Source organism: Nonomuraea sp. NPDC001636, assembly GCF_040298265.1.
Taxonomy (GTDB): domain Bacteria; phylum Actinomycetota; class Actinomycetes; order Streptosporangiales; family Streptosporangiaceae; genus Nonomuraea.
Window position 1 is genome coordinate 135,084 of sequence record NZ_JBEOZT010000005.1, and the last position, 19,539, is coordinate 154,622.

A 19,539-nucleotide genomic window follows, 5' to 3' on the forward strand; every position below is an offset into this window, starting at 1 on the left:
TTTCGGCTCCCCCGTAATCCACGACCTTCCGGCTCGTCCGGAGGGCGACCGCGCAGGTGCGGCGGGGTCGTCTCGGCGCCGCGGCGAGCCGCGTGATCTCCGCCACAGCGGCGCCGAAGACCGGGCGGGTCTCCGGCGACATGCGCCCTGCTTTGGGGCAGGATCCCATCCATGGTGTCGGTATTGCAGAACGTCGCGATCGACTGCGCGGATCCGTACGAGCTCGCCCGGTTCTGGAGCGAGGTGACCGGCTGTCCCGTTCACCCGGAGGACCGCCCGGGTGACGAGGAGACGCGGGTGATGCTGAAGGAGGGCCCGATCCTGCACTTCAACAAGGTGCCGGAGCCGAAGGCGGGCAAGAACCGGCTGCACCTGTGCCTGCGTCCCGACTCCACGCGCGACGAGGAGGTCGAGCGCCTGGTGCGCCGGGGCGCCACCCTGATCGCCGACCTGCGCGAGCCGGACGGCACCGGCTGGGCGGTGCTCGCCGACCCCGAGGGCAACGAGTTCTGCGTCCTGCGCAGCGCCGCGGAGCGCGCCGGGACGGCCCCGCCGCACCCCTGAGCCGTCCCGCGTGACCGCGCACCCGCCCGGCCCCGTCTCCGGGGCCGGGCGGGCGATCAGCCCTTGATGGAGATGAGCTGCCGCAGGTGCGCCACGACCTCCACCAGGTCCCGCTGCGCGGCCATCACCGACTCCAGGTCCTTGTACGCCCCCGGGATCTCGTCGATCACCCCGGGATCCTTGCGGCACTCGACCCCGAACGTCTGCTCCTCCAGGTCCTTGACCGTGAACGTCTTCTTGGCCTTGGTCCTGCTCATCTTCCGCCCGGCCCCGTGCGAGGCCGAGTTGAACGCCCGCGGGTTCCCCAGCCCCTTCACGATGTACGTGCCGGTGGCCATCGAGCCGGGGATGATCCCCAGGTCTCCGCTGCCCGCCCGGATCGCCCCCTTACGGGTGACGAGCACGTCCACCCCGTCGTAGCGCTCCTCGGCCACGTAGTTGTGATGGCAGGAGATGGGCTGGTCGAAGCCGATGCCCGGCAGGTGGCGGCGCAGGACGTCGCAGACCAGGCCCATCATCAGCGCCCGGTTGCGGCGCGCGTAGTCCTGGGCCCAGTACAGGTCGCGGCGGTAGGCGTCCATCTCCGGGGTGTGGCCGAGGAACACCGCCAGGTCCCGGTCCACCAGGCCCTGGTTGTGGGACAGGCCGCGGGCCACCCCGATGTGGTGCTCGGCCAGTTCCTTGCCGATGTTGCGCGACCCCGAGTGCAGGACCACCCACACCCAGCCCTCGTCGTCGGCGCACACCTCCAGGAAGTGGTTGCCGCCGCCGAGCGTGCCCATCTGCGCCTCGGCCCGCTCGCGGCGGGCGCGGACGGCCGGGGCCAGGTCGTCGAACTCGCGCCAGAACTCCGCCCACCCGGCCGTCCGCATCCCGTGCACCTTGCCGGGATCGACGGGCCGCTTGTGGTGCTGGAAGCCGACGGGGATCGCCTGCTCCAGCTTCCCCCGCAGGTAGGCCAGGTTGTCGGGAAGCTGCGAGGCCCTGTACGACGTCTTCACGGCGGTCATCCCGCAGCCGATGTCCACCCCGACGGCCGCCGGCGACACCGCGTCCTTCATCGCGATGACCGACCCGACCGTCGCCCCCTTGCCGTGGTGCACGTCGGGCATGACGGCGACGCCATGGACCCACGGCAGGTTGGCCACGTTCCGCAACTGCTGCATCGCCTGCGGTTCGACCGTCTCCGGCTCCGCCCACATCCGCAGCGGATGCTTGGTCCCGCTCACCTCGTTGTACGCCATGTCGCCTCCTCCCTGCCGCCTTCATGAACACGATCTATCTGGCCAGACATGACATACCCCCTGCAACCGAATTAGTACGGCCCCGGAGATCTTGGCGAGCCCGGTCCGGGTCCGTGCTCCATTGGCTATGGTGACCGTGGTGTGCCGACATACGCCCTGTATGCGCGCACCCGGGAGATATACCGTTGAGAACGGCCCGACCCCTCCAACAGATCGTGGCCGGGCAGCAGCTCGCCGTCGCGGAGAAAGCGGGGCGCACATGATCGCCGTCGCCGGCCAGCCGGACGAGCCTCCGCTGGTCCACCAGGCGCTCGTCTACTCCACCGACGCCGGCTTCCTGGCCGCGGCCGTGCCCTTCTGCCGCGACGGGCTGGCCGCGCGGGACAGCGTGCTCGTGGTGACCACGGCCGCCAACATCGACCTGCTCACGCGGGCCCTCGGCGGCGACGCGGGCGAGGTGGAGTTCGCCGAGGCCGGCGGCTGGTACGACGCCCCGGGCCGCACCCTGGCCGCCTACGGCCGCTACCTCGACGCCCATCCCCGCGTCAGGGTGATCGGCGAGCCCGTCTGGCACGGCCGCACCCCGGTCGAGGAGGCCGAGTGGACCCGGTACGAGTCGGCGCTCAACGCCGCCTTCGCCGCCCGCGCGGCCTGGATGGTCTGCGCCTTCGACGCGCGCGCATTGCCGGACCGGGTCGTCGGCGGCGCCCGCCGCACCCATCCGGGGCTGCTGACCGGTGACGGCCCCCGTGCCAGCACCGATTACGTCGAGCCCGAGTCCTTCAGCCACGCCTCCGACCACGACCCGCTGCCGCCTCCGCCGCCCGGGGCCGCCGGGCTGCGCTTCGACGGCGACCTGCACCGCGTGCGCCGGCACGTGCGGGCGACCGCCGAACGGCTCGGCCTGTCCCGCGCCCTGACCGACCGCCTGCTGCTGACCGTCAACGAGGTCGCCGCCAACGCCGTCGAGCACGGCGGCGGGCACGGCGACCTCGCGATCTGGACCGACGGGAACGCCGTCGTGTGCGACGTGACCGACCCGGGCAAGCTGACGGCCGTCCTGCCCGGCTACCTGCCGCCCGCCCCGACCGCCCTGCGCGGGCACGGCCTGTGGGTGGTGCGCCAGCTCTGCGACCTGCTCCAGGTGCGCTCGGAGCCGGCCGGGACGCGCTTCCGCCTGCACCTGCTGCGCGACTGACGGCGCGGGCCGCCGCGGGGCTCAGCGCTTGGGGCCGGCGTCCGTCCAGCCGGCCTCCAGCACGGCCTCGGAGCTCGACACCGTGCCCGGCTCGAAGCTCTTCCACAGGCCGCGCGGCTCGACCACGACGCTCTCGGTGCCCAGCGCCCGCCCGGTGGCCTCGTCGAAGAGCAGGCGGCTCTCCCGCACGCCGGTGCGCTCGTCGCTCTGCCGGATGGCGGCGGCCGTGCCGGTACGCCCCTCGGCGTCGGTGACGTTCTCGATGACCTTGACGGAGTCGAGCCCGGCCAGCATGCGGAAGGCGGCGCCGCGCACCTGCGGCGTCACCGGCATGGAGACGATCAGCCCGACGCTGACCGTGAACAGCCAGGTGTCGGCGGACATCTCCACGCTGGACGACTCGGTCGAATGCCCGTCGTAGGAGTCGAGCAGCCACTTCTTCAGCTTCGCCGGCTCGTCCGGCAGGCCGCGCAGGTCCTTCATCGTGACGTTGCGGCCGAGCCAGAACACCTTGTCGCCGTCGACCAGGGGGCTGTGCGAGGTCGTGGCCTTGTCCGGGGTGGTCCGCAGGGTCAGCGGGGCCACCTTCTTCATCGGCACGACGACCTCGATCCCGGCGGGCGAGCCCGCCTGCTCCCAGGCCAGCCGGTCGGCCTCGGTCGCGGGCAGCGCGCCGAGCCGGCGGGTGCGGCTCCACTGCTCGCCGCCGGTCGCGCGCGGCGTCCACTCCTCGTCGCGCTGCCGGTCCAGCACCAGGTACCCGCCCTTGACGGCGGGGTAGGCGTGCCTGCTCACCGTCACGGTGTACCACCAGTCGCCGGTACGGTCGGGCTGCCGGTCGGCCTTCTCCGCGGCGGCCAGCAGCACCTCCCTGGCCGACAGCGTGACCTTGCGCGGCGTCGCCGACGCGCTCTGCCCGGCCTGCGGAGCCTGCTTCCTGGGCGCCGGAGCCGCGTTCCCCGCCACCACGACGGCCACCGCGGTCGCCCCCGCCGCCAGGGCCGCGAGCCCCCACACCGGCCGTACGGCCGCGCGCCGGCGCCGGGACCCGCGCGGCCCGGACATGGCGTGCGCGAGCTCGGCGGCCCTGGTGTGCTCGTCCACCGGCCGGTCGCCGAGGTGCGCGGGCCGCGCGGCCCGGAGTTCGTCCATCGGGTTCATGACCACTCCTCGCTGAGGTTGCGCACGTAGGGACGGGACGGTTCGGCGGACTCCATGGCTCGCGTGAGCCGCTTGCGGGCCCGGTGCAGCCGGACGCGGAAGGCCGCCGACGAGCAGCCGACGACCCGGGCGCCCTCCTTGGGCGACAGCCCGTGCCAGGCGACCAGCATGAGCACCTCCCGGTCGTCCTCGTGCAGCTCGGCCAGGGCCCGCAGCACGCCCATGCGCTCGGTCACCTGCTCGGCCACGTCCGGGCGGCCGTCCTCGGTCCACGAGCTCAGCTCGGCGGCCAGCGCGTCCCTGCGCGCCTGTGAGCGGGCGTCGTCGCGCAGGAGGTTGCGCGCCACGCCGAGCAGCCACGGCAGCGGCGGCTCCGGCACGTCGTCCAGCCGCCGCCACGCGATGGCGAACGTCTCGCTCACCACCTCGTCGGCCACCTGCCGGCCCGCACGACTGACCGCGTAGGCCCACACCCGTTGTCGGCATTCGTCGTACATGCCGGTGAAACGGTGGGAATCATCCGTCACCGCGCAGCCCCTTCGTCCCTGATGCGTTCTGCTGACACCGGGAAGTGGTGGGAACGTCCGTGTTGTTACAGCTCGCCGGAAAAAGCAGAAGCCCCGCCTCCGGTGGCGTTCCGGGACGGGGCCTGCTCGACCTGGCCTACTTGGCGTTGGCCTTGAGGTAGTCGCTGTTCATCTGGGCGATCGTGTCCAGCGGGATGCCCTTGGGGCACACCGCCGTGCACTCGCCGGTGTTCGTGCAGCCGCCGAAGCCCTCGGCGTCCATCTGGTCCACCATGGCCTTCGCGCGGGTCAGGCGCTCGGGCTGGCCCTGGGGCAGCAGGCTGAGGTGGGTGATCTTGGCGGCGGTGAACAGGGAGGCCGAGCCGTTCGGGCAGGCGGCCACGCAGGCGCCGCAGCCGATGCAGGTCGCGGCGTCGAATGCGGCGTCGGCGTCCTCCTTGCGCACCGGGACGCTGTGCGCGTCCGGGGCCGAGCCGGCCGGGACCGAGACGAATCCGCCCGCCTGGATGATGCGGTCGAACGCGCTGCGGTCCACGACCAGGTCCTTGACCACCGGGAACGGCGCGGCGCGCCACGGCTCGATGGTGATCTCGGCGCCGTCCTCGAAGTGGCGCATGTGCAGCTGGCAGGTCGTGGTGGCGCGCTGCTCGCCGTGCGCCACGCCGTTGATGACCATGCCGCACATGCCGCAGATGCCCTCGCGGCAGTCGTGGTCGAAGGCGATCGGGTCGTCGCCCTCCAGGATCAGCCGTTCGTTCAGCACGTCCAGCATCTCCAGGAACGACATGTCCGGGGACACGTCCTCCACCCGGTACGTCACCATGCGTCCGGCGTCCGAGGGGGCGCTCTGACGCCAGACCTTGAGGGTCAGGTTCACTTGTAGCTCCGCTGGGTCATCTTGACGTACTCGTACTCGAGCGGTTCCTTGTGCAGCACCGTCTCGCCGGAGGGCGTGCGCTCCCAGGCCGAGACGTGCGCGAAGTGCTCGTCGTCGCGCAGGGCCTCGCCGTCGGGGTCCTGCGACTCGGCGCGGAAGTGGCCGCCGCAGGACTCGGTGCGGACGAGGGCGTCCAGGCACATGAGCTCGGCCAGGTCGAAGAAGTCGGCGACGCGGCCGGCCTTCTCCAGTACCTGGTTCAGCTCCTCGGCGGTGCCGGACACCTTGACGTTCTTCCAGAACTCCTCGCGCAGCTCGGGGATGCGCTCCAGGGCCTTGCGCAGCGACTCCTCGGTGCGCTCCATGCCGCAGTAGTCCCACATGAGCTTGCCGAGCTCGCGGTGGAAGGAGTCGGGGGTGCGGGTGCCGTTCACCGACATCAGGCGGTCGATCCGGGTCCGGACCTTGATCTCCGCCTCGGCCACGGCCTCCTCGTCCACCTCGCCGTACGGGCCGTTGGCCAGGTAGTCGCCGATCGTGGTGGGCAGCACGAAGTACCCGTCGGCCAGGCCCTGCATCAGCGCCGAGGCGCCGAGCCGGTTCGCGCCGTGGTCGGAGAAGTTGGCCTCGCCGATCACGAACAGGCCGGGGATCGTGGACTGCAGGTCGTAGTCCACCCACAGGCCGCCCATCGTGTAGTGGACGGCGGGGTAGATGCGCATCGGCACGTCGTAGGGGTTCTCGCCGGTGATGCGCTCGTACATCTCGAAGAGGTTGCCGTACTTCTTCTCCACGGCGTCGCGGCCGAGCCGGCCGATGGCGTCGCGGAAGTCGAGGTAGACGCCGAGCCCGCCGGGGCCGACGCCGCGGCCCTCGTCGCAGACGTTCTTGGCGGCGCGGGAGGCGATGTCACGCGGGACGAGGTTGCCGAAGGCCGGGTAGATGCGCTCCAGGTAGTAGTCGCGCTCCTCCTCCGGGATGTCGCCGGGGGCCCGGTCGTCGTCCTTGCGCAGCGGCACCCACACGCGGCCGTCGTTGCGCAGCGACTCCGACATCAGCGTCAGCTTCGACTGGTACTCGCCGGAGACCGGGATACAGGTCGGGTGGATCTGCGTGTAGCACGGGTTCGCGAAGTACGCCCCGCGCTCGTGCGCCCGCCAGATGGCCGTCGTGTTGCAGCCCTTGGCGTTCGTGGACAGGAAGAACACGTTGCCGTAGCCGCCGGTGGCCAGCACCACGGCGTCGGCCAGGTGCCGCTCGATCTCGCCGGTCACCATGTCGCGCACGATGACGCCGCGCGCCCGGCCGTCGGAGACGATCAGGTCGAGCATCTCGTGGCGGGTGTGCATCTCCACGGTCCCGGCCGCGATCTGCCGCTCCAGCGCCTGGTAGGCGCCCAGCAGGAGCTGCTGGCCCGTCTGGCCGCGGGCGTAGAAGGTGCGGGAGACCTGGGCGCCGCCGAACGAGCGGGTGTCCAGCAGGCCGCCGTACTCGCGGGCGAACGGCACGCCCTGGGCCACGGCCTGGTCGATGATGTTCACCGACACCTGGGCCAGGCGGTAGACGTTCGACTCGCGGGCGCGGAAGTCGCCGCCCTTGACGGTGTCGTAGAAGAGCCGGTAGATCGAGTCGCCGTCGCCGCGGTAGTTCTTGGCGGCGTTGATGCCGCCCTGGGCGGCGATGGAGTGGGCGCGCCGGGGCGTGTCCTGGTAGCAGAACGACTTGACGTTGTAGCCCAGCTCGCCCAGGGTCGCCGCGGCCGAGCCGCCCGCCAGGCCGGTGCCGACCACGATCACGTTGAGCTTGCGCTTGTTGGCCGGGTTGACCAGCTTGGCGCTGAACTTCCGCTTCTCCCACCGCTCCTCGATGGGACCGGCGGGCGCCTTGGTGTCCCGGATCTCCGAGCCTTCGGTGTACTTCACTTCACAACTCCGAACGTGATGGCGAGGGGCGGGGCCAGGAAGCCGACGACCAGGACCGCCGAGACGAGGGCGGCCGTCAGGCGCAGGCCGCGGTAGCGGCTGCGGTTGGCCCAGCCCAGCGTCTGGAAGGCGCTCCAGATGCCGTGCCGCAGGTGCAGGCCGACCATGACGACGGCCACGAGGTAGATGAGGGTCACCCACCAGCGGGACGGGTCGAAGCCGGCGACCATGCGGTCGGCGGGCTCGGAGTCGAAGCCCTTGGGGTTGACGACGCCGAAGGTCAGGTCGAGCAGGTGCCAGATCACGAACAGCAGGATCGTCAGGCCGCCGAACCGCATGATGTGCGTGGCGTAGCCGTTGGCCTGCGACTTCTTGGCCACGTACTTGACCGGACGGGCCTTGGCCGCCTTGCGCGCCAGCGAGATCGCGGCCCACATGTGCAGCACGACCGAGACGACGAGCCCGATCTCCAGGATCGTCAGCACCGTCCGGTACGGCGCGATGGGCTCAAGGAGCGTGCGCAGGGCGACGGCGTACTCGTTGAACGAGTCCTTGCCGAGGAAGATCTTCAGGTTGCCCAGCATGTGCAGGACGAGGAAGGACACCATCACGGCGCCCGTGACGGCCATGACGACTTTCTTGCCGTTGGACGAGCTCAGGAACCGGCTCGGCTTCTTGGACGTCGGTGCGGGCGAGGCACCCTTGGGGGCGTTAACAGGCGCGGTGGCGGCGCCGCGCTCTATCGTGGCAGTCACGTTTGAACGCTAGGTATCCAGCAATGATCCGTCCAAGTCATCACGGATCTGGTTTCCATAGCTTCCGGCTATGATGCTTGGTTTATACGGTCGGCATAAGGAAAAATGCTCGGCCGGTGCGAGGAAAATCACATGCAGTTGCAGCAGCTCGCCTACTTCGTCGCGGTCGCGGAGACCAGGCACTTCACCCAGGCGGCCGAGCGCATGCGGGTCGCCCAGCCCTCGCTCAGCAAGCAGATCAAGGCTCTGGAGAACGACCTCGGCGCCCCGCTGTTCTCCCGCGCGCGCGGCAACGTCACGCTGACGGCCGCGGGCGAGGCGCTGCTGCCGCTGGCCCGCCGCATGCTGGCCGACGCCGACACCGCCCGGCAGGAGGTGGCCGAGCTGGCCGGGCTGCGCCGGGGCCGGGTGCGGCTGGGCGCCACGCCGTCGTTGTGCGCGGGCCTGCTGGCCGACGCGCTGGCGCGCTTCCACCGGGCCTACCCGGGGGTGGAGCTGCTGGTGGAGGAGGGCGGCTCGCGCGACCTGGTCAGGGCGCTGGCCAGGGGGCAGCTCGACCTGTCGCTGATCATCATGCCGCTGCAGAGCGACGACCCCTCCCTGGTGACCGAGGAGATCCTGCGGGAGAACCTGGTCGTGGTCGCGCCCTCGCACGAGCGGACGCGGGGGCCGTACCTGCGGATCGAGGACCTGCGCGGCCGGCAGATGGTGATGTTCCGGCGCGGTTACGACCTGCGCGAGGCCACTCTCACCGCCTGCCGCCAGGCCGGGTTCGAGCCCCGGTTCTCGGTGCAGGGCGGCGAGATGGACGCGGTGCTGCGGTTCGTGGAGGCGGGGCTCGGCGTGGCCGTGGTGCCCTCGATGGTGCTCGACGGGCGGCCGGGCCTGTCCGGCACGCCGCTGGCCCCGCCCGGCCTGAGCCGGACGATCGCCCTGGCCCACCGCAAGGACGTCGAGCCCACCAGGGCCGCGCAGGCGTTCCGGGAGACCCTGCTCGCCTTCGTGGTCGAGGCCGGGCAGGAAGGCACGCTTCCGCAAGGGGTCGAACTCATCGCAGAATGAGCAGCAACAGCCCGACTCCCCCGGGAAAGGCGTGTGTGACGGCAAACCTCAACGAGCCGCTGACACTGCTCCTCATCGAGGACGACGACGGCGACGCCTTCCTCGTCGAAGAACTGCTCAACCAGGCCGAGGCGCCACCGACGATCTTCTGGGCGCGCAGCCTCCAGGAGGCCAAGGCCAAGCTCGACCCGACGATCCAGTGCGTCCTCGTCGACCTCACCCTGCCCGACGCCAGCAGGCTGGAGGCGCTGGAGGGGGTGCTGGCGCTGGCGCCGCACACGGCCGTGCTGGTCCTGACCGGCCTCAGGGACGTGCACGTCGGCGTGGCCGCCGTGCAGGCGGGCGCCCAGGACTACCTGGTCAAGCAGGACATCGACGCCCGCCTGCTGGCCAGGTCGATCAGGTACGCCATGGAACGCAAGCGCGCCGACCTGGCCCAGCTCAGGCTGTTCGAGGCCGAGCTGACCGCCAAGGAGAACGCCCGCCTGGAGAGCGGCCTGCTGCCCGTGCCCCTGCTGCGCACCGAGGCGATCACGTACCAGATCCGCTACCTGCCCGGCAACCAGGGAACCCTGCTGGGCGGCGACTTCCTCGACATGGTCCAGACCCCCGACGGCGCGGTGCACGTCGTGGTGGGCGACGTCTGCGGCCACGGGCCGGACGAGGCCGCGCTCGGCGTGGCGCTGCGCATCGCCTGGCGCACGCTGGTGCTGGCCGGGCAGACCGACGACACGCTGCTGCGCACGATGGACGCCCTCCTGCGCGCCGAGCGCAAGGCACCCGAGATCTTCACCACGCTCTGCATGGCCACCTTCACGCCCGACCTGCGCCAGGCCCGGATGCGCGTGGTCGGGCACCCGCCGCCGGTGCTGGTCCGCGACGGCGTGCCGTCGGTGCTGGCCGGCACGCCCTCGGGGCCGCCGCTCGGCATCTTCCCCGACGCCCGGTGGACGGTCATCGACGTGCCCCTGGGCGAGGACTGGTCGATCATGCTCTACACCGACGGCCTGATCGAGGCGGCCGTCGGTGAGCGGCAGCAGCTGCTCGGCGTCGAGGGCCTGGTCGGCCTGGTGCGCGAGCACGGCGTGATCGACCTCGACCGGCTGATCAGGCACGCCGGCCGGCTCAGCGACGATCTCGCGGTGGTCCTGGTGTCGAGGAGGAAGGCATGAGCATCCATCCGCTGCCACCGCCGAAGGCGCCGACCGGGCTCGGCCGGCTGCCGGTGGCCCGCTGGTTCCTGGTCATCGGCGTGCTGGCGGGGTTCGCGTTCGCGACCGGTGTGGTGGTCACCATGTCGATGATCGCGCACGCGCGGGCCCTGGGGCCGAGGCCGGAGATCGCCGCCCAGCTCGACCGGCTCAACGTGGCGCTGATCGTGCTGTTCGGGGTGCTGCTGGCGGGCGGGGCGGGCCTGGCGTTCGTGATCAGGTACGCCGTCCTCAAGCCCATCGACCAGCTCACCGAGCAGGTCCGCACGGTCGCCGCCGGCGACTTCGACCACCGGCTCGGCGTCGACCGGCCGGCCGAGCTGAGCGAGCTGTCCAGCCACGTCGACTCCATGCGCCGCCGCATCGTCTCGGCCTGGCGCGGGGCCGCCGACCAGGCCGACGAGCTGCGCCGCTCCAACGGCGAGCTGGAGCAGTTCGCCTACGTCGCCAGCCACGACCTGCAGGAGCCGCTGCGCAAGGTGGCCAGCTTCACCCAGATGCTGGAGCAGCGGTACGGCCCGCAGCTCGACGACCGCGCCCGCCAGTACATCCACTACGCGGTCGACGGCGCCAAGCGCATGCAGCTCCTGATCAACGACCTGCTCGACTTCTCCCGGGTGGGCCGGGTGAGCGGCGAGCGGGTGCCCACCGACTCCGGCGAGGCCCTGGACCGGGCCCTGGAGAACCTGTCGGCCACGATCGAGGACACCGGCGCCACCATCACCCGCGACGACCTGCCCGTGGTCGAGGGCAACCGGATGCAGCTCACGCAGCTCTTCCAGAACCTCGTCGAGAACGCGGTCAAGTTCCGCTCCGAGGACCCGCCGCGCGTGCGCCTGACGGCCGAGCGGAAGGGCGACATGTGGGAGTTCAGCTGCTCCGACAACGGCATCGGCGTCGACCCCAAATACGCCGACCGCATCTTCCTGATCTTCCAGCGGCTCCACCCCCGGGACGTGTACCCCGGCACCGGCATCGGCCTGGCGCTCTGCCGGAAGATCGTCGAGTACCACGGCGGGCAGCTCTGGCTGGACGCCGAACCGGCCGGTCACGGCACGACGTTCCGCTGGACGCTGCCGGCGGCGGGAGGCGACGCATGACGGACTGGCGCCCGATAGACGTGCTCCTCGTGGAGGACGACCAGGGGGACATCCTGCTCACCAGAGAGGCGTTCGACCTCAACAAGGTGCGCAACCGGCTCAACGTGGTCAACGACGGCGAGCAGGCGATGGCGTACCTGCGGCGGGAGGGCGCCTACGCCGGCGCGCCCCGGCCCGACCTGATCCTGCTCGACCTCAACCTGCCCCGGATGAACGGCCTGGAGGTGCTGAGCGAGGTCAAGGCCGACGCCGCCCTGCGGACGATCCCCGTGGTGATTCTGACGACCTCCGAGGCGGAGGAGGACATCCTGCACAGCTACCGGCTGCACGCCAACGCCTATGTCGCGAAGCCGGTGGATTTCGAGCAATTTATCCGTGTTGTCCGGCAAATAGATGATTTTTTCGTGACCGTAGTGAAGCTGCCGGCGCCCGGCCCGCGGCCCTGACGCGTATACGTGACAGGAATCACAGTGGGTCATCGAAAAAGTGAGTGACCCCGCTCACAAAATCGTATGCGGTCGTCGTAACGTATCCCCCACCAATGCGCGCCCAGAGCGGTACCGCACCCGCCGTACGCGCGCCCAGTGAAACGACCCGGACCCCCCTGTGTGCAGGGTCCGCGGGAGGTGGAGAGGTCCGCGATGACCCAGACGACGCCCGAAGCCCCGGTCAGAAGGCAACGTGCCCAGGTGAGGGTGCGCACGCTGCGCACCGACAGGTGGTGGCTGGTCCCGCTGCTGACGTTCCTCGGGCTCAGCTCGTTCCTCGTCTACGGCGTGTGGGCGATCATCGACGGCAGTTATTTCGTCGATCCGTACATCGCCCCGTTCGCCTCGCCCTGCCTGACCACGGCGTGCCCCGAGGGCGCGCGGCTGTTCGGGTGGGCGCCGATCGGCGACTGGTTCACCCTGCCGCCGGGGCTGCTCATCCTCGGCCTGCCGGGCGGGTTCCGGCTCACGTGTTACTACTATCGCAAGTCGTACTACCGCTCGTTCTGGCTGTCGCCGGCCGCGTGCGCCGTCCAGGAGCCGCACGGCAAGTACACCGGTGAGACCCGGTTCCCGCTGATCCTGCAGAACATCCACCGGTACTTCTTCTACGCGGCCATCGTGATCGGCCTCGTGCTGGCCTACGACGCCGTCCTGGCGCTGGTGCACAAGCCGCAGGGCCTCGGCACCTGGATCCTGGTCGTCAACGCCGTGCTGATCAACACGTACACGTTGTCGTGCCACTCCTGCAGGCACATCACCGCGGGCAGGCTCAACCACTTCTCCCGTCACCCGCTGCGCTACAAGGCCTGGACGTTCGTCTCCAAGCTCAACGCCAAGCACCAGCAGCTCGCCTGGGCCTCGATGTTCTCGGTCATGATCGCCGACTTCTACGTCCGCATGGTCGCCAAGGGCGTCATCGCCTTCCCGTTCGCATAAAGGACTTCTTCCAGTGGAAATCGAGCGTCACGAATACGACGTCGTCGTCATCGGTGCGGGCGGCGCCGGGCTGCGGGCCGCCATCGAGGCCCGTCAGCAGGGCAAGCGCACGGCGATCGTCTGCAAGTCGCTGTTCGGCAAGGCCCACACCGTCATGGCCGAGGGCGGCGCGGCCGCCGCGATGGGGAACGTCAACTCCGACGACAACTGGATGGTGCACTTCCGTGACACCATGCGGGGCGGCAAGTTCCTCAACAACTGGCGCATGGCCGAGCTGCACGCCAAGGAGGCCCCCGACCGCGTCTGGGAGCTGGAGGCGTGGGGCGCGCTGTTCGACCGCACCAAAGACGGCAAGATCAGCCAGCGGAACTTCGGCGGTCACGAGTACCCGCGGCTCGCACACGTGGGCGACCGTACCGGCCTGGAGCTGATCCGCACCCTCCAGCAGCGGGTCGTCGCGCTGCAGCAGGAGGACTTCGAGACGCACGGCGACCACGAGGCCTACATCAAGGTCTTCGCCGAGTGCACGATCACCCGCCTGCTGAAGGACGGCGACCGCATCTCCGGCGCGTTCGGCTACTGGCGCGAGACCGGCAACTTCCTGCTGTTCGACGCCCCCGCCGTGGTCCTGGCCACCGGCGGCATCGGCAAGTCGTACGTCGTCACCTCCAACTCCTGGGAGTACACCGGCGACGGCCACGCCCTGGCCCTGCTGGCCGGCGCCAACCTGATCAACATGGAGTTCATCCAGTTCCACCCCACCGGGATGGTCTGGCCGCCGTCCGTGCGCGGCATCCTCGTCACCGAGTCCGTCCGGGGCGACGGCGGCGTGCTGCGCAACTCCGAGGGCAAGCGCTTCATGTTCGACTACATCCCCGAGGTGTTCAAGGACAAGTACGCCACCACCGAGGAGGAGGGCGACCGCTGGTACACCGACCAGGCCAACAACCGGCGCCCGCCGGAGCTGCTGCCGCGTGACGAGGTGGCCCGCGCGATCAACGCCGAGGTGAAGGCGGGCCGCGGATCGCCCCAGGGCGGCGTCTTCCTCGACGTCTCCACCCGCCTGCCGGCCGAGGAGATCAAGAAGCGGCTGCCGTCGATGCACCACCAGTTCAAGGAGCTGGCCGACGTCGACATCACCGCCGAGCCCATGCAGGTGGGCCCGACCTGCCACTACATCATGGGCGGCGTCGAGGTCGACGCCGACACCGGCGCGGCGGCCGTGCCCGGCCTGTTCGCGGCGGGCGAGGTGTCCGGCGGCATGCACGGGTCCAACCGGCTGGGCGGCAACTCGCTGTCCGACCTGCTGGTGTTCGGGCGGCGCGCGGGCGCGGGCGCGGCGGCCTACATCGACGGGCTCAAGGCCCGCCCCAAGGTCGTCCAGGAGCTCGTGGACGCGGCCCGCGAGGAGGCCCTGGCGCCCCTCCAGCGCGACGGCGAGAACCCGTACGAGGTGCACCACGAGCTCCAGCGGACGATGAACGAGCTGGTCGGCATCATCCGCAAGGCCGAGGAGGTCTCCGAGGCCATGGAGGTCGTGGAGAAGCTCAAGGAGCGCGTGCGCCAGGTCGGCGCGGCCGGCTCGCGGATCTACAACCCCGGCTGGCACCTGGCCATCGACCTGCGGAACATGGTCCTGGTCTCCGAGTGCGTGGCCCGCGCCGCCCTCCTGCGCGAGGAGAGCCGCGGCGGCCACACCCGCGACGACTTCCCCGGGATGAACCCGGAATGGCGCCGCAAGCTGCTCGTCTGCTCCACCGCGGACGGCAACGACGTCCAGGTCGTGGAGAAGGTCCAGCCGTCCATGCGCGGCGACCTGATCACCCTGTTCGACCGGGACGAGCTGAAGAAGTACCTCACCGACGAAGAGATGGCCGAGTTCGACGGGATTGCCAAATGAGTTACAAGGCGAAGTTCAAGGTCTGGCGTGGTGAGGGCGGCGAGGGCAAGCTCGAGGACTTCACGGTCGAGGTGAACGAGGGCGAGGTCGTCCTCGACATCATCCACCGGCTGCAGGCGACGCAGGCCCCCGACCTGGCGGTGCGCTGGAACTGCAAGGCCGGCAAGTGCGGCTCGTGCAGCATGGAGATCAACGGCAAGCCGCGCCTGGGCTGCATGACCCGGATGTCCACCTTCTCCGAGGACGAGACCATCACGGTCACCCCGATGCGGACCTTCCCCGTCATCAAAGACCTGGTCACCGACGTGTCCTTCAACTACCAGAAGGCCCGCGAGATCCCCTCGTTCACCCCGCCGGCGGGCGTCCGGCCCGGCGAGTACCGCATGCAGCAGGTCGACGTCGAGCGCTCGCAGGAGTTCCGCAAGTGCATCGAGTGCTTCATGTGCAACAACGTCTGCCACGTGATCCGCGACCACGAGGAGAACAAGCCGGCCTTCGCCGGCCCGCGTTTCCTCATGCGGATCGCCGAGCTGGACATGCACCCCTACGACGTGGCCGACCGCCAGGAGTCCGCCCAGGAGGAGCACGGGCTCGGCTACTGCAACATCACCAAGTGCTGCACCGAGGTCTGCCCCGAGCACATCAAGATCACTGACAACGCGCTGATCCCGATGAAGGAGCGCGTGGCCGACCGCAAGTACGACCCGCTGGTCTGGCTGGGCAACAAGATCTTCAAGCGCGCCAAGTAGGCGCCAGGAAAGCGGAAGCGGGGGCCGGACGGATCCGGCCCCCGCTTCCGCTTTGCGCTACTTGCGGCCCCAGCGCTTCTTCCGGTGCTTGGGGTCCTGCAGCTCCTTGGTGGCGTCCTCAGGGGGCTGCGGCGGCAACGGCTGGACGACCGTCGCGGCGTCCCCCTCCGGCGGCAGGTACGGCGACGGCTGGTAGCCCTCCGGTGGCTCCGGCTGCTCGGCCTGCGGTCGCGCCGGCGGGCGGGGCTGCACCGGCTGCTTCGGCTCGAACAGGGACGGGCCCTGCTGCCAGGGCTCGGAGTCGCCGCTCTCGGCCGCCGCCGCCGGGGCGAGCGGGAACTCGCGCTCGTCCTCGTACGGCTTCCCGCCGCCCGGCGGGATCTCGGCCGGCGGCTGCTCGGCCGGGATCAGCGGCTCGAACGGGTCACGGTAGTCCTGGGCGGGCTGCGGCGGCTCGTTGTAGGAGTCGAACTCGTCCGGGTGCAGCACGACGGGCTCGGGCGCGGTAGCCGGCATGGTGGCGGGCATGTTGGCGGGCATGGTCGCGGGTACGGTGGGCGCCGGCTCGGGCGGGTAGCCGCCCTGAGGCCCGTACGGGTCGTGGTAGGCCGGGTCGTGGTAGGCCGGGTCGTGGTGGGCCGGGCCGTAGCCGGGCTGGCCGGCCGGGTAGGTCTGGATCGGGACGAAGCTGATGATCGGCGCGTACGCCGTGCCTCCCGGGTAGCCGGGCGCGGGGAAGGACGCCGTGGCGTAACCGGGTCCGGCGGGGTAGCCGGGCGGCGGCCCGTCCGGACGGCCCATCGGGGCGGCCATCGGCGGGCCCGCCTTGCGCACGGCCGCCGCGTGGGCCATGCGGCGCAGCCGTCCCTCGAAGATGAGCACCGCGAACAGCGCGAGCAGGACCAGCACCAGCGCCGGAATGCTGAGCTTCTGCGTCAGCGACTTCTGGTCGAACTCCGGCGCGGCCGCGCGCACCTCAAGCTGGACCGAGTCCGTGCTCGGGGCGGTGTCGGCGGTCAGCGGGGCGGTCGTGGCGGGCGGGTCCGTCGCCGCGACGGACGGCATCTCGACGGACGGCTCCGTCGTCTGCTCCGTGGGCAGCGGCCCGGCCGTGGTCTGCGCGGTGGGCAGGGGCGCCAGCGGCTGCTGCGTCGTCTCCTGGACGGGCGGGGGCGTGGGGGCCGTAGTGGTCTTGGGCGGCTTCGGGGCCTTCGTGGTCCTCGTCGGGCTCGCGGTGACGGTGTGGGTGATCGTCGTCTCCGGAGCCTCCTCCGGCGTGGGCGTGCCTAACGTCGTCGTGACCGTGACCGTGGTCTGCGGATCGCAGGTCTGGCCCGCGTCGCACGGCTCCACCGCCGGGTCGAACGCCGCGCGGCTGACCGATGCGCTCGCGCTCTGACCGACGAAGGGGGCCACGCCGACGCCCGTGAGCCCGAGCGCTAGGACGATCGCGGACACGGCCGTCGCTCGCGTGCGTGCCACCGGAGCCCTCCGCATAGTCCCGGAACCATGGTCAAGGGAATACTAGTCGGGTCAAAGCAACAGTAAAGACGGAATTACCATACGTTTCGCGGCTTATGGCGCCGTTTTGCTCGCGTAACCAGCCACAACGCCCCCAGCAGGACGCCGATCGCCCCGATGACCAGCGAGAAGCCGCGCGGCCCGTCCAGCGGGCTGGTGTACGCGACCGGACGAACCGGTTTCCGCGCCTCCACGACCTGCACCGGCCACGGCGCCCCGGCCCCCGACTCCGGCGCCAGACTCACCACCCCGCCGCCGGGAACCACTCCGCCTTGCACTCCGCCACCGACGCCCCCCGGCGCCACACCTCCGGCCACACTCCCCGGTGGCGTGCCGCCGGGCAGGCTCTGATGGGTCATCCCCGGCACCCCGCCCTGTGCCAGCCCCGCCGCACCGGACAGCCCTCCGTGCGCCGCGCCACCGGGCAGTCCCTTCTGGACGGCACCACCGGGCAGGCTTCCCGTCACGCCACCAGGCAGGCTCCCGCTCACGCCGCCCGGCACACCCCCTGCCGCACCGCCCGGCAGGCTCCCCGCCAGTCCACCCGGCAAGCCGCCCGCGACACCGCCAGGCAGAGGCCCTGTCAGTCCGCTCGACAGGCCGCCCGCCGCGCCACCGGGCACGCTGCCCGTCTGGCCGCTCGACAGGCCGCCCGTCGCGCCACCGGGCACGCTGCCCGGCGTCAGGCCGCCGGGGAGGCCGTTTCGTGCCGTTCCCCCAGCGCCGGCGGGCGCCCGGCCGGTCGTTCCAGGGGCGACCCGCTGGCCCACGCCTCCCGCACGCGGGAACGCCCCCAGGGTTCCGCCCGTGCCTCCCTGTCGCGGCGCCCGCGCCACGCCGCCGCCGCCGACACGCGGGAGCGCCCCTCGGGCTCCACCTTTGATCGGCGAGCCCGCGGCCCCTCCGGGGAGGACGCCCCTTCCCACCGTCGTACCGGTCAGGCCGGGGAGGCCGCCTCGCGTCTTTCCGCCCGCCCCCGGCACCAGCCCGGCGACGCCTCCGCCCGTACCCGCGAGGAGCCCGGCGGCCCCCGGCCGCTGTCCCTGTCCGCCTGCCACCTGCCGGCCCGGCCGCCTCCGCTTGTGGGGGGCCGTGGCCGGAACGGGCACCGCCTGGCCGCTGATCGTGGCGGCCTCGCGCGGCATCTCCTCGGCGACCTGCATGGACGTGCTCCTGTTGACGGTGGTCAGCCCACCGGAGGGCGTCCGCATCCTGGCCACCGCCGCGAGCACCACCTCCTTGGCCCCCTCGGGCGCCTGGAAGGTCACGTCCAGCGCCCGCTCACCGAAGATCGGCCCAAGGGCGCAGACCCGCGCGCCGGGCAGCGTACCGCCATCGGAAGCCGCGCCCTCCGCACCGGCCAGCGCCCGCGCCGCCAGCACCCCGGCCGCCTGCCGCCCCCCACCGACCTGCCCCCCACCCGGACCACCCTCAGCCGGAAACACCCCTCGACCACCCTCAGCCTGAGACATCCCCTGACCACCCTCGGCCCGAGACACGCCCCGACCGTCCTCGGCCCGAGACACCCCCCGACCGCCCGCAGCCCACGGCGCGCCCTGACCGGCTTCAGCCCACGGCGCGCCCTGTCCTGCCTCCGCGCGCGACACCCTCTGACCAGCCTCCGCGCCCGGCCTCCTGTGACCGGCCTCCGCGCGCGGCATCTCCTGAGCCGCGCCACCCGGCGGCATCCACTGACCGGCCCCGCCGGGCGGGGCGTCCTGCGCGCCCGGCGCGCCCGGGCCGAACTGTGCCGCCTCCCGGTCGGCCCCCACCTGCGGCGCTCGCCGGCCGGACTCGGCCCGTGGCGCGCCGCGACCGGCCTCCGCTCGGGTCAGGCGCCGGCCCGGCGCCGGCCGCCACGCCTCCGGTTCCTCCGGGAACGCCCCGGACTCCGGATCCGCCGCACTGCCGGCGCTCCACGGCCCCGATACGGGATCCCCTCCGGACGCCGGAACCCCACCAAAAGCCTCGGAAGCCTCAGAATCCTCCGCGCCACCGGCCGACAGCCGGGAAGCACCGGAGGGCGACGGGCACGCCAACCCCGACAACGCCGCCGCCGGACTGGTCGCCACCGCGACCCTGGCCCCCTTGCCCATGCCGTTGAGCCGGACCCTGAAACGCTGGACGTCACCCGTCCTGATCCACTGGCCCACACCCTCGGGCCCGCTCACACGTTCGAGCACGAGCGTCACCCCCGCCGCCGCCACGGGCACGGAGGGCAACGCCACCAGGATCAGCGCTCCAGAAAGGATCCAGCCACGCCGCATCACTCCACTCCCCCACTGCGACAAATCACGTGTAGTAATCGTTATGTCACAGAG

General features: G+C 71.4%; 17 protein-coding genes. 9 read left to right on the top strand and 8 right to left on the bottom strand.

Going from position 1 to position 19,539, the window contains the following annotated elements:
- The first annotated feature begins 171 nt into the window (after window positions 1-171).
- Window positions 172-564, top strand: coding sequence for a VOC family protein (locus ABT158_RS12775; protein WP_352352911.1), 393 nt, complete (start codon window positions 172-174; stop codon window positions 562-564).
- Window positions 565-620: 56 nt separating this feature from the next.
- Here the strand turns inward: ABT158_RS12775 and ABT158_RS12780 are convergent, their stop codons facing one another.
- A complete protein-coding gene (locus ABT158_RS12780) occupies window positions 621-1,808 on the bottom strand; it encodes an RtcB family protein (RefSeq protein WP_352352912.1) in 1,188 nt (395 codons plus the stop codon).
- Window positions 1,809-2,067: 259 nt separating this feature from the next.
- On the opposite strand from ABT158_RS12780, the gene ABT158_RS12785 reads away from it, so the two are divergent.
- Window positions 2,068-3,006: an anti-sigma factor RsbA family regulatory protein gene (locus ABT158_RS12785; protein ID WP_352352913.1), complete on the top strand. Its 939-nt coding sequence runs from the start codon at window positions 2,068-2,070 to the stop codon at window positions 3,004-3,006.
- A gap of 21 nt (window positions 3,007-3,027) precedes the next feature.
- Here ABT158_RS12785 and ABT158_RS12790 read toward each other — a convergent pair whose 3' ends face one another.
- From ABT158_RS12790 to ABT158_RS12810, 5 genes are all read right to left on the bottom strand, one after another.
- Window positions 3,028-4,167: a CU044_5270 family protein gene (locus ABT158_RS12790; protein ID WP_352352914.1), complete on the bottom strand. Its 1,140-nt coding sequence runs from the start codon at window positions 4,165-4,167 to the stop codon at window positions 3,028-3,030.
- The gene (locus tag ABT158_RS12795; protein ID WP_352352915.1) at window positions 4,164-4,694 is read right to left on the bottom strand and encodes an RNA polymerase sigma factor; all 531 of its coding nucleotides are present in this window, start codon (window positions 4,692-4,694) and stop codon (window positions 4,164-4,166) included. The genes ABT158_RS12790 and ABT158_RS12795 overlap by 4 nt, the downstream gene beginning before the upstream one ends.
- A gap of 136 nt (window positions 4,695-4,830) precedes the next feature.
- Window positions 4,831-5,571 carry a succinate dehydrogenase/fumarate reductase iron-sulfur subunit gene (locus ABT158_RS12800; protein WP_352352916.1) on the bottom strand — a complete coding sequence of 247 codons (741 nt, stop codon included), beginning with the start codon at window positions 5,569-5,571 and terminating at the stop codon, window positions 4,831-4,833.
- A complete protein-coding gene (locus tag ABT158_RS12805; RefSeq protein ID WP_352352917.1) occupies window positions 5,568-7,493 on the bottom strand; it encodes a fumarate reductase/succinate dehydrogenase flavoprotein subunit in 1,926 nt (641 codons plus the stop codon). Before ABT158_RS12805 ends, ABT158_RS12800 begins: the two co-directional genes overlap by 4 nt.
- On the bottom strand, window positions 7,490-8,248 hold the full coding sequence (locus ABT158_RS12810; protein ID WP_352352918.1) for a succinate dehydrogenase cytochrome b subunit: 759 nt from the start codon (window positions 8,246-8,248) through the stop codon (window positions 7,490-7,492). Before ABT158_RS12810 ends, ABT158_RS12805 begins: the two co-directional genes overlap by 4 nt.
- Window positions 8,249-8,380: 132 nt before the next feature.
- Here ABT158_RS12810 and ABT158_RS12815 point away from each other — a divergent pair, with 132 nt between their 5' ends.
- From ABT158_RS12815 to ABT158_RS12845, 7 genes are all read left to right on the top strand, one after another.
- Window positions 8,381-9,310, top strand: coding sequence for a LysR family transcriptional regulator (locus tag ABT158_RS12815; protein WP_352352919.1), 930 nt, complete (start codon window positions 8,381-8,383; stop codon window positions 9,308-9,310).
- 35 nt (window positions 9,311-9,345) lie between these two features.
- On the top strand, window positions 9,346-10,482 hold the full coding sequence (locus tag ABT158_RS12820; protein ID WP_352352920.1) for a PP2C family protein-serine/threonine phosphatase: 1,137 nt from the start codon (window positions 9,346-9,348) through the stop codon (window positions 10,480-10,482).
- Window positions 10,479-11,621 (top strand): sensor histidine kinase, encoded by a 1,143-nt coding sequence (locus tag ABT158_RS12825; RefSeq protein WP_352352921.1) that lies wholly within the window; start codon window positions 10,479-10,481, stop codon window positions 11,619-11,621. The genes ABT158_RS12820 and ABT158_RS12825 overlap by 4 nt, the downstream gene beginning before the upstream one ends.
- On the top strand, window positions 11,618-12,067 hold the full coding sequence (locus tag ABT158_RS12830) for a response regulator (protein ID WP_352352922.1): 450 nt from the start codon (window positions 11,618-11,620) through the stop codon (window positions 12,065-12,067). Before ABT158_RS12825 ends, ABT158_RS12830 begins: the two co-directional genes overlap by 4 nt.
- Before the next feature lie 195 nt (window positions 12,068-12,262).
- Window positions 12,263-13,048, top strand: a complete 786-nt coding sequence (gene sdhC / locus ABT158_RS12835) for a succinate dehydrogenase subunit SdhC (RefSeq protein ID WP_352352923.1) — start codon at window positions 12,263-12,265, stop codon at window positions 13,046-13,048.
- A gap of 13 nt (window positions 13,049-13,061) precedes the next feature.
- Complete coding sequence (locus ABT158_RS12840) at window positions 13,062-14,948, top strand: fumarate reductase/succinate dehydrogenase flavoprotein subunit (RefSeq protein ID WP_352352924.1); 1,887 nt, start codon at window positions 13,062-13,064, stop codon at window positions 14,946-14,948.
- Entirely contained in the window at window positions 14,945-15,697 is a 753-nt protein-coding gene (locus ABT158_RS12845) for a succinate dehydrogenase/fumarate reductase iron-sulfur subunit (protein WP_352324162.1), read from the top strand. Before ABT158_RS12840 ends, ABT158_RS12845 begins: the two co-directional genes overlap by 4 nt.
- Window positions 15,698-15,754: 57 nt before the next feature.
- On the opposite strand, the gene ABT158_RS12850 is transcribed toward ABT158_RS12845, so the two are convergent.
- Both ABT158_RS12850 and ABT158_RS12855 read right to left on the bottom strand, forming a co-directional pair.
- Window positions 15,755-17,179 carry a hypothetical protein gene (locus tag ABT158_RS12850; protein ID WP_352352925.1) on the bottom strand — a complete coding sequence of 475 codons (1,425 nt, stop codon included), beginning with the start codon at window positions 17,177-17,179 and terminating at the stop codon, window positions 15,755-15,757.
- Between the two features lie 74 nt (window positions 17,180-17,253).
- Complete coding sequence (locus ABT158_RS12855; protein ID WP_352352926.1) at window positions 17,254-18,600, bottom strand: hypothetical protein; 1,347 nt, start codon at window positions 18,598-18,600, stop codon at window positions 17,254-17,256.
- Window positions 18,601-19,539: the final 939 nt, after the last annotated feature.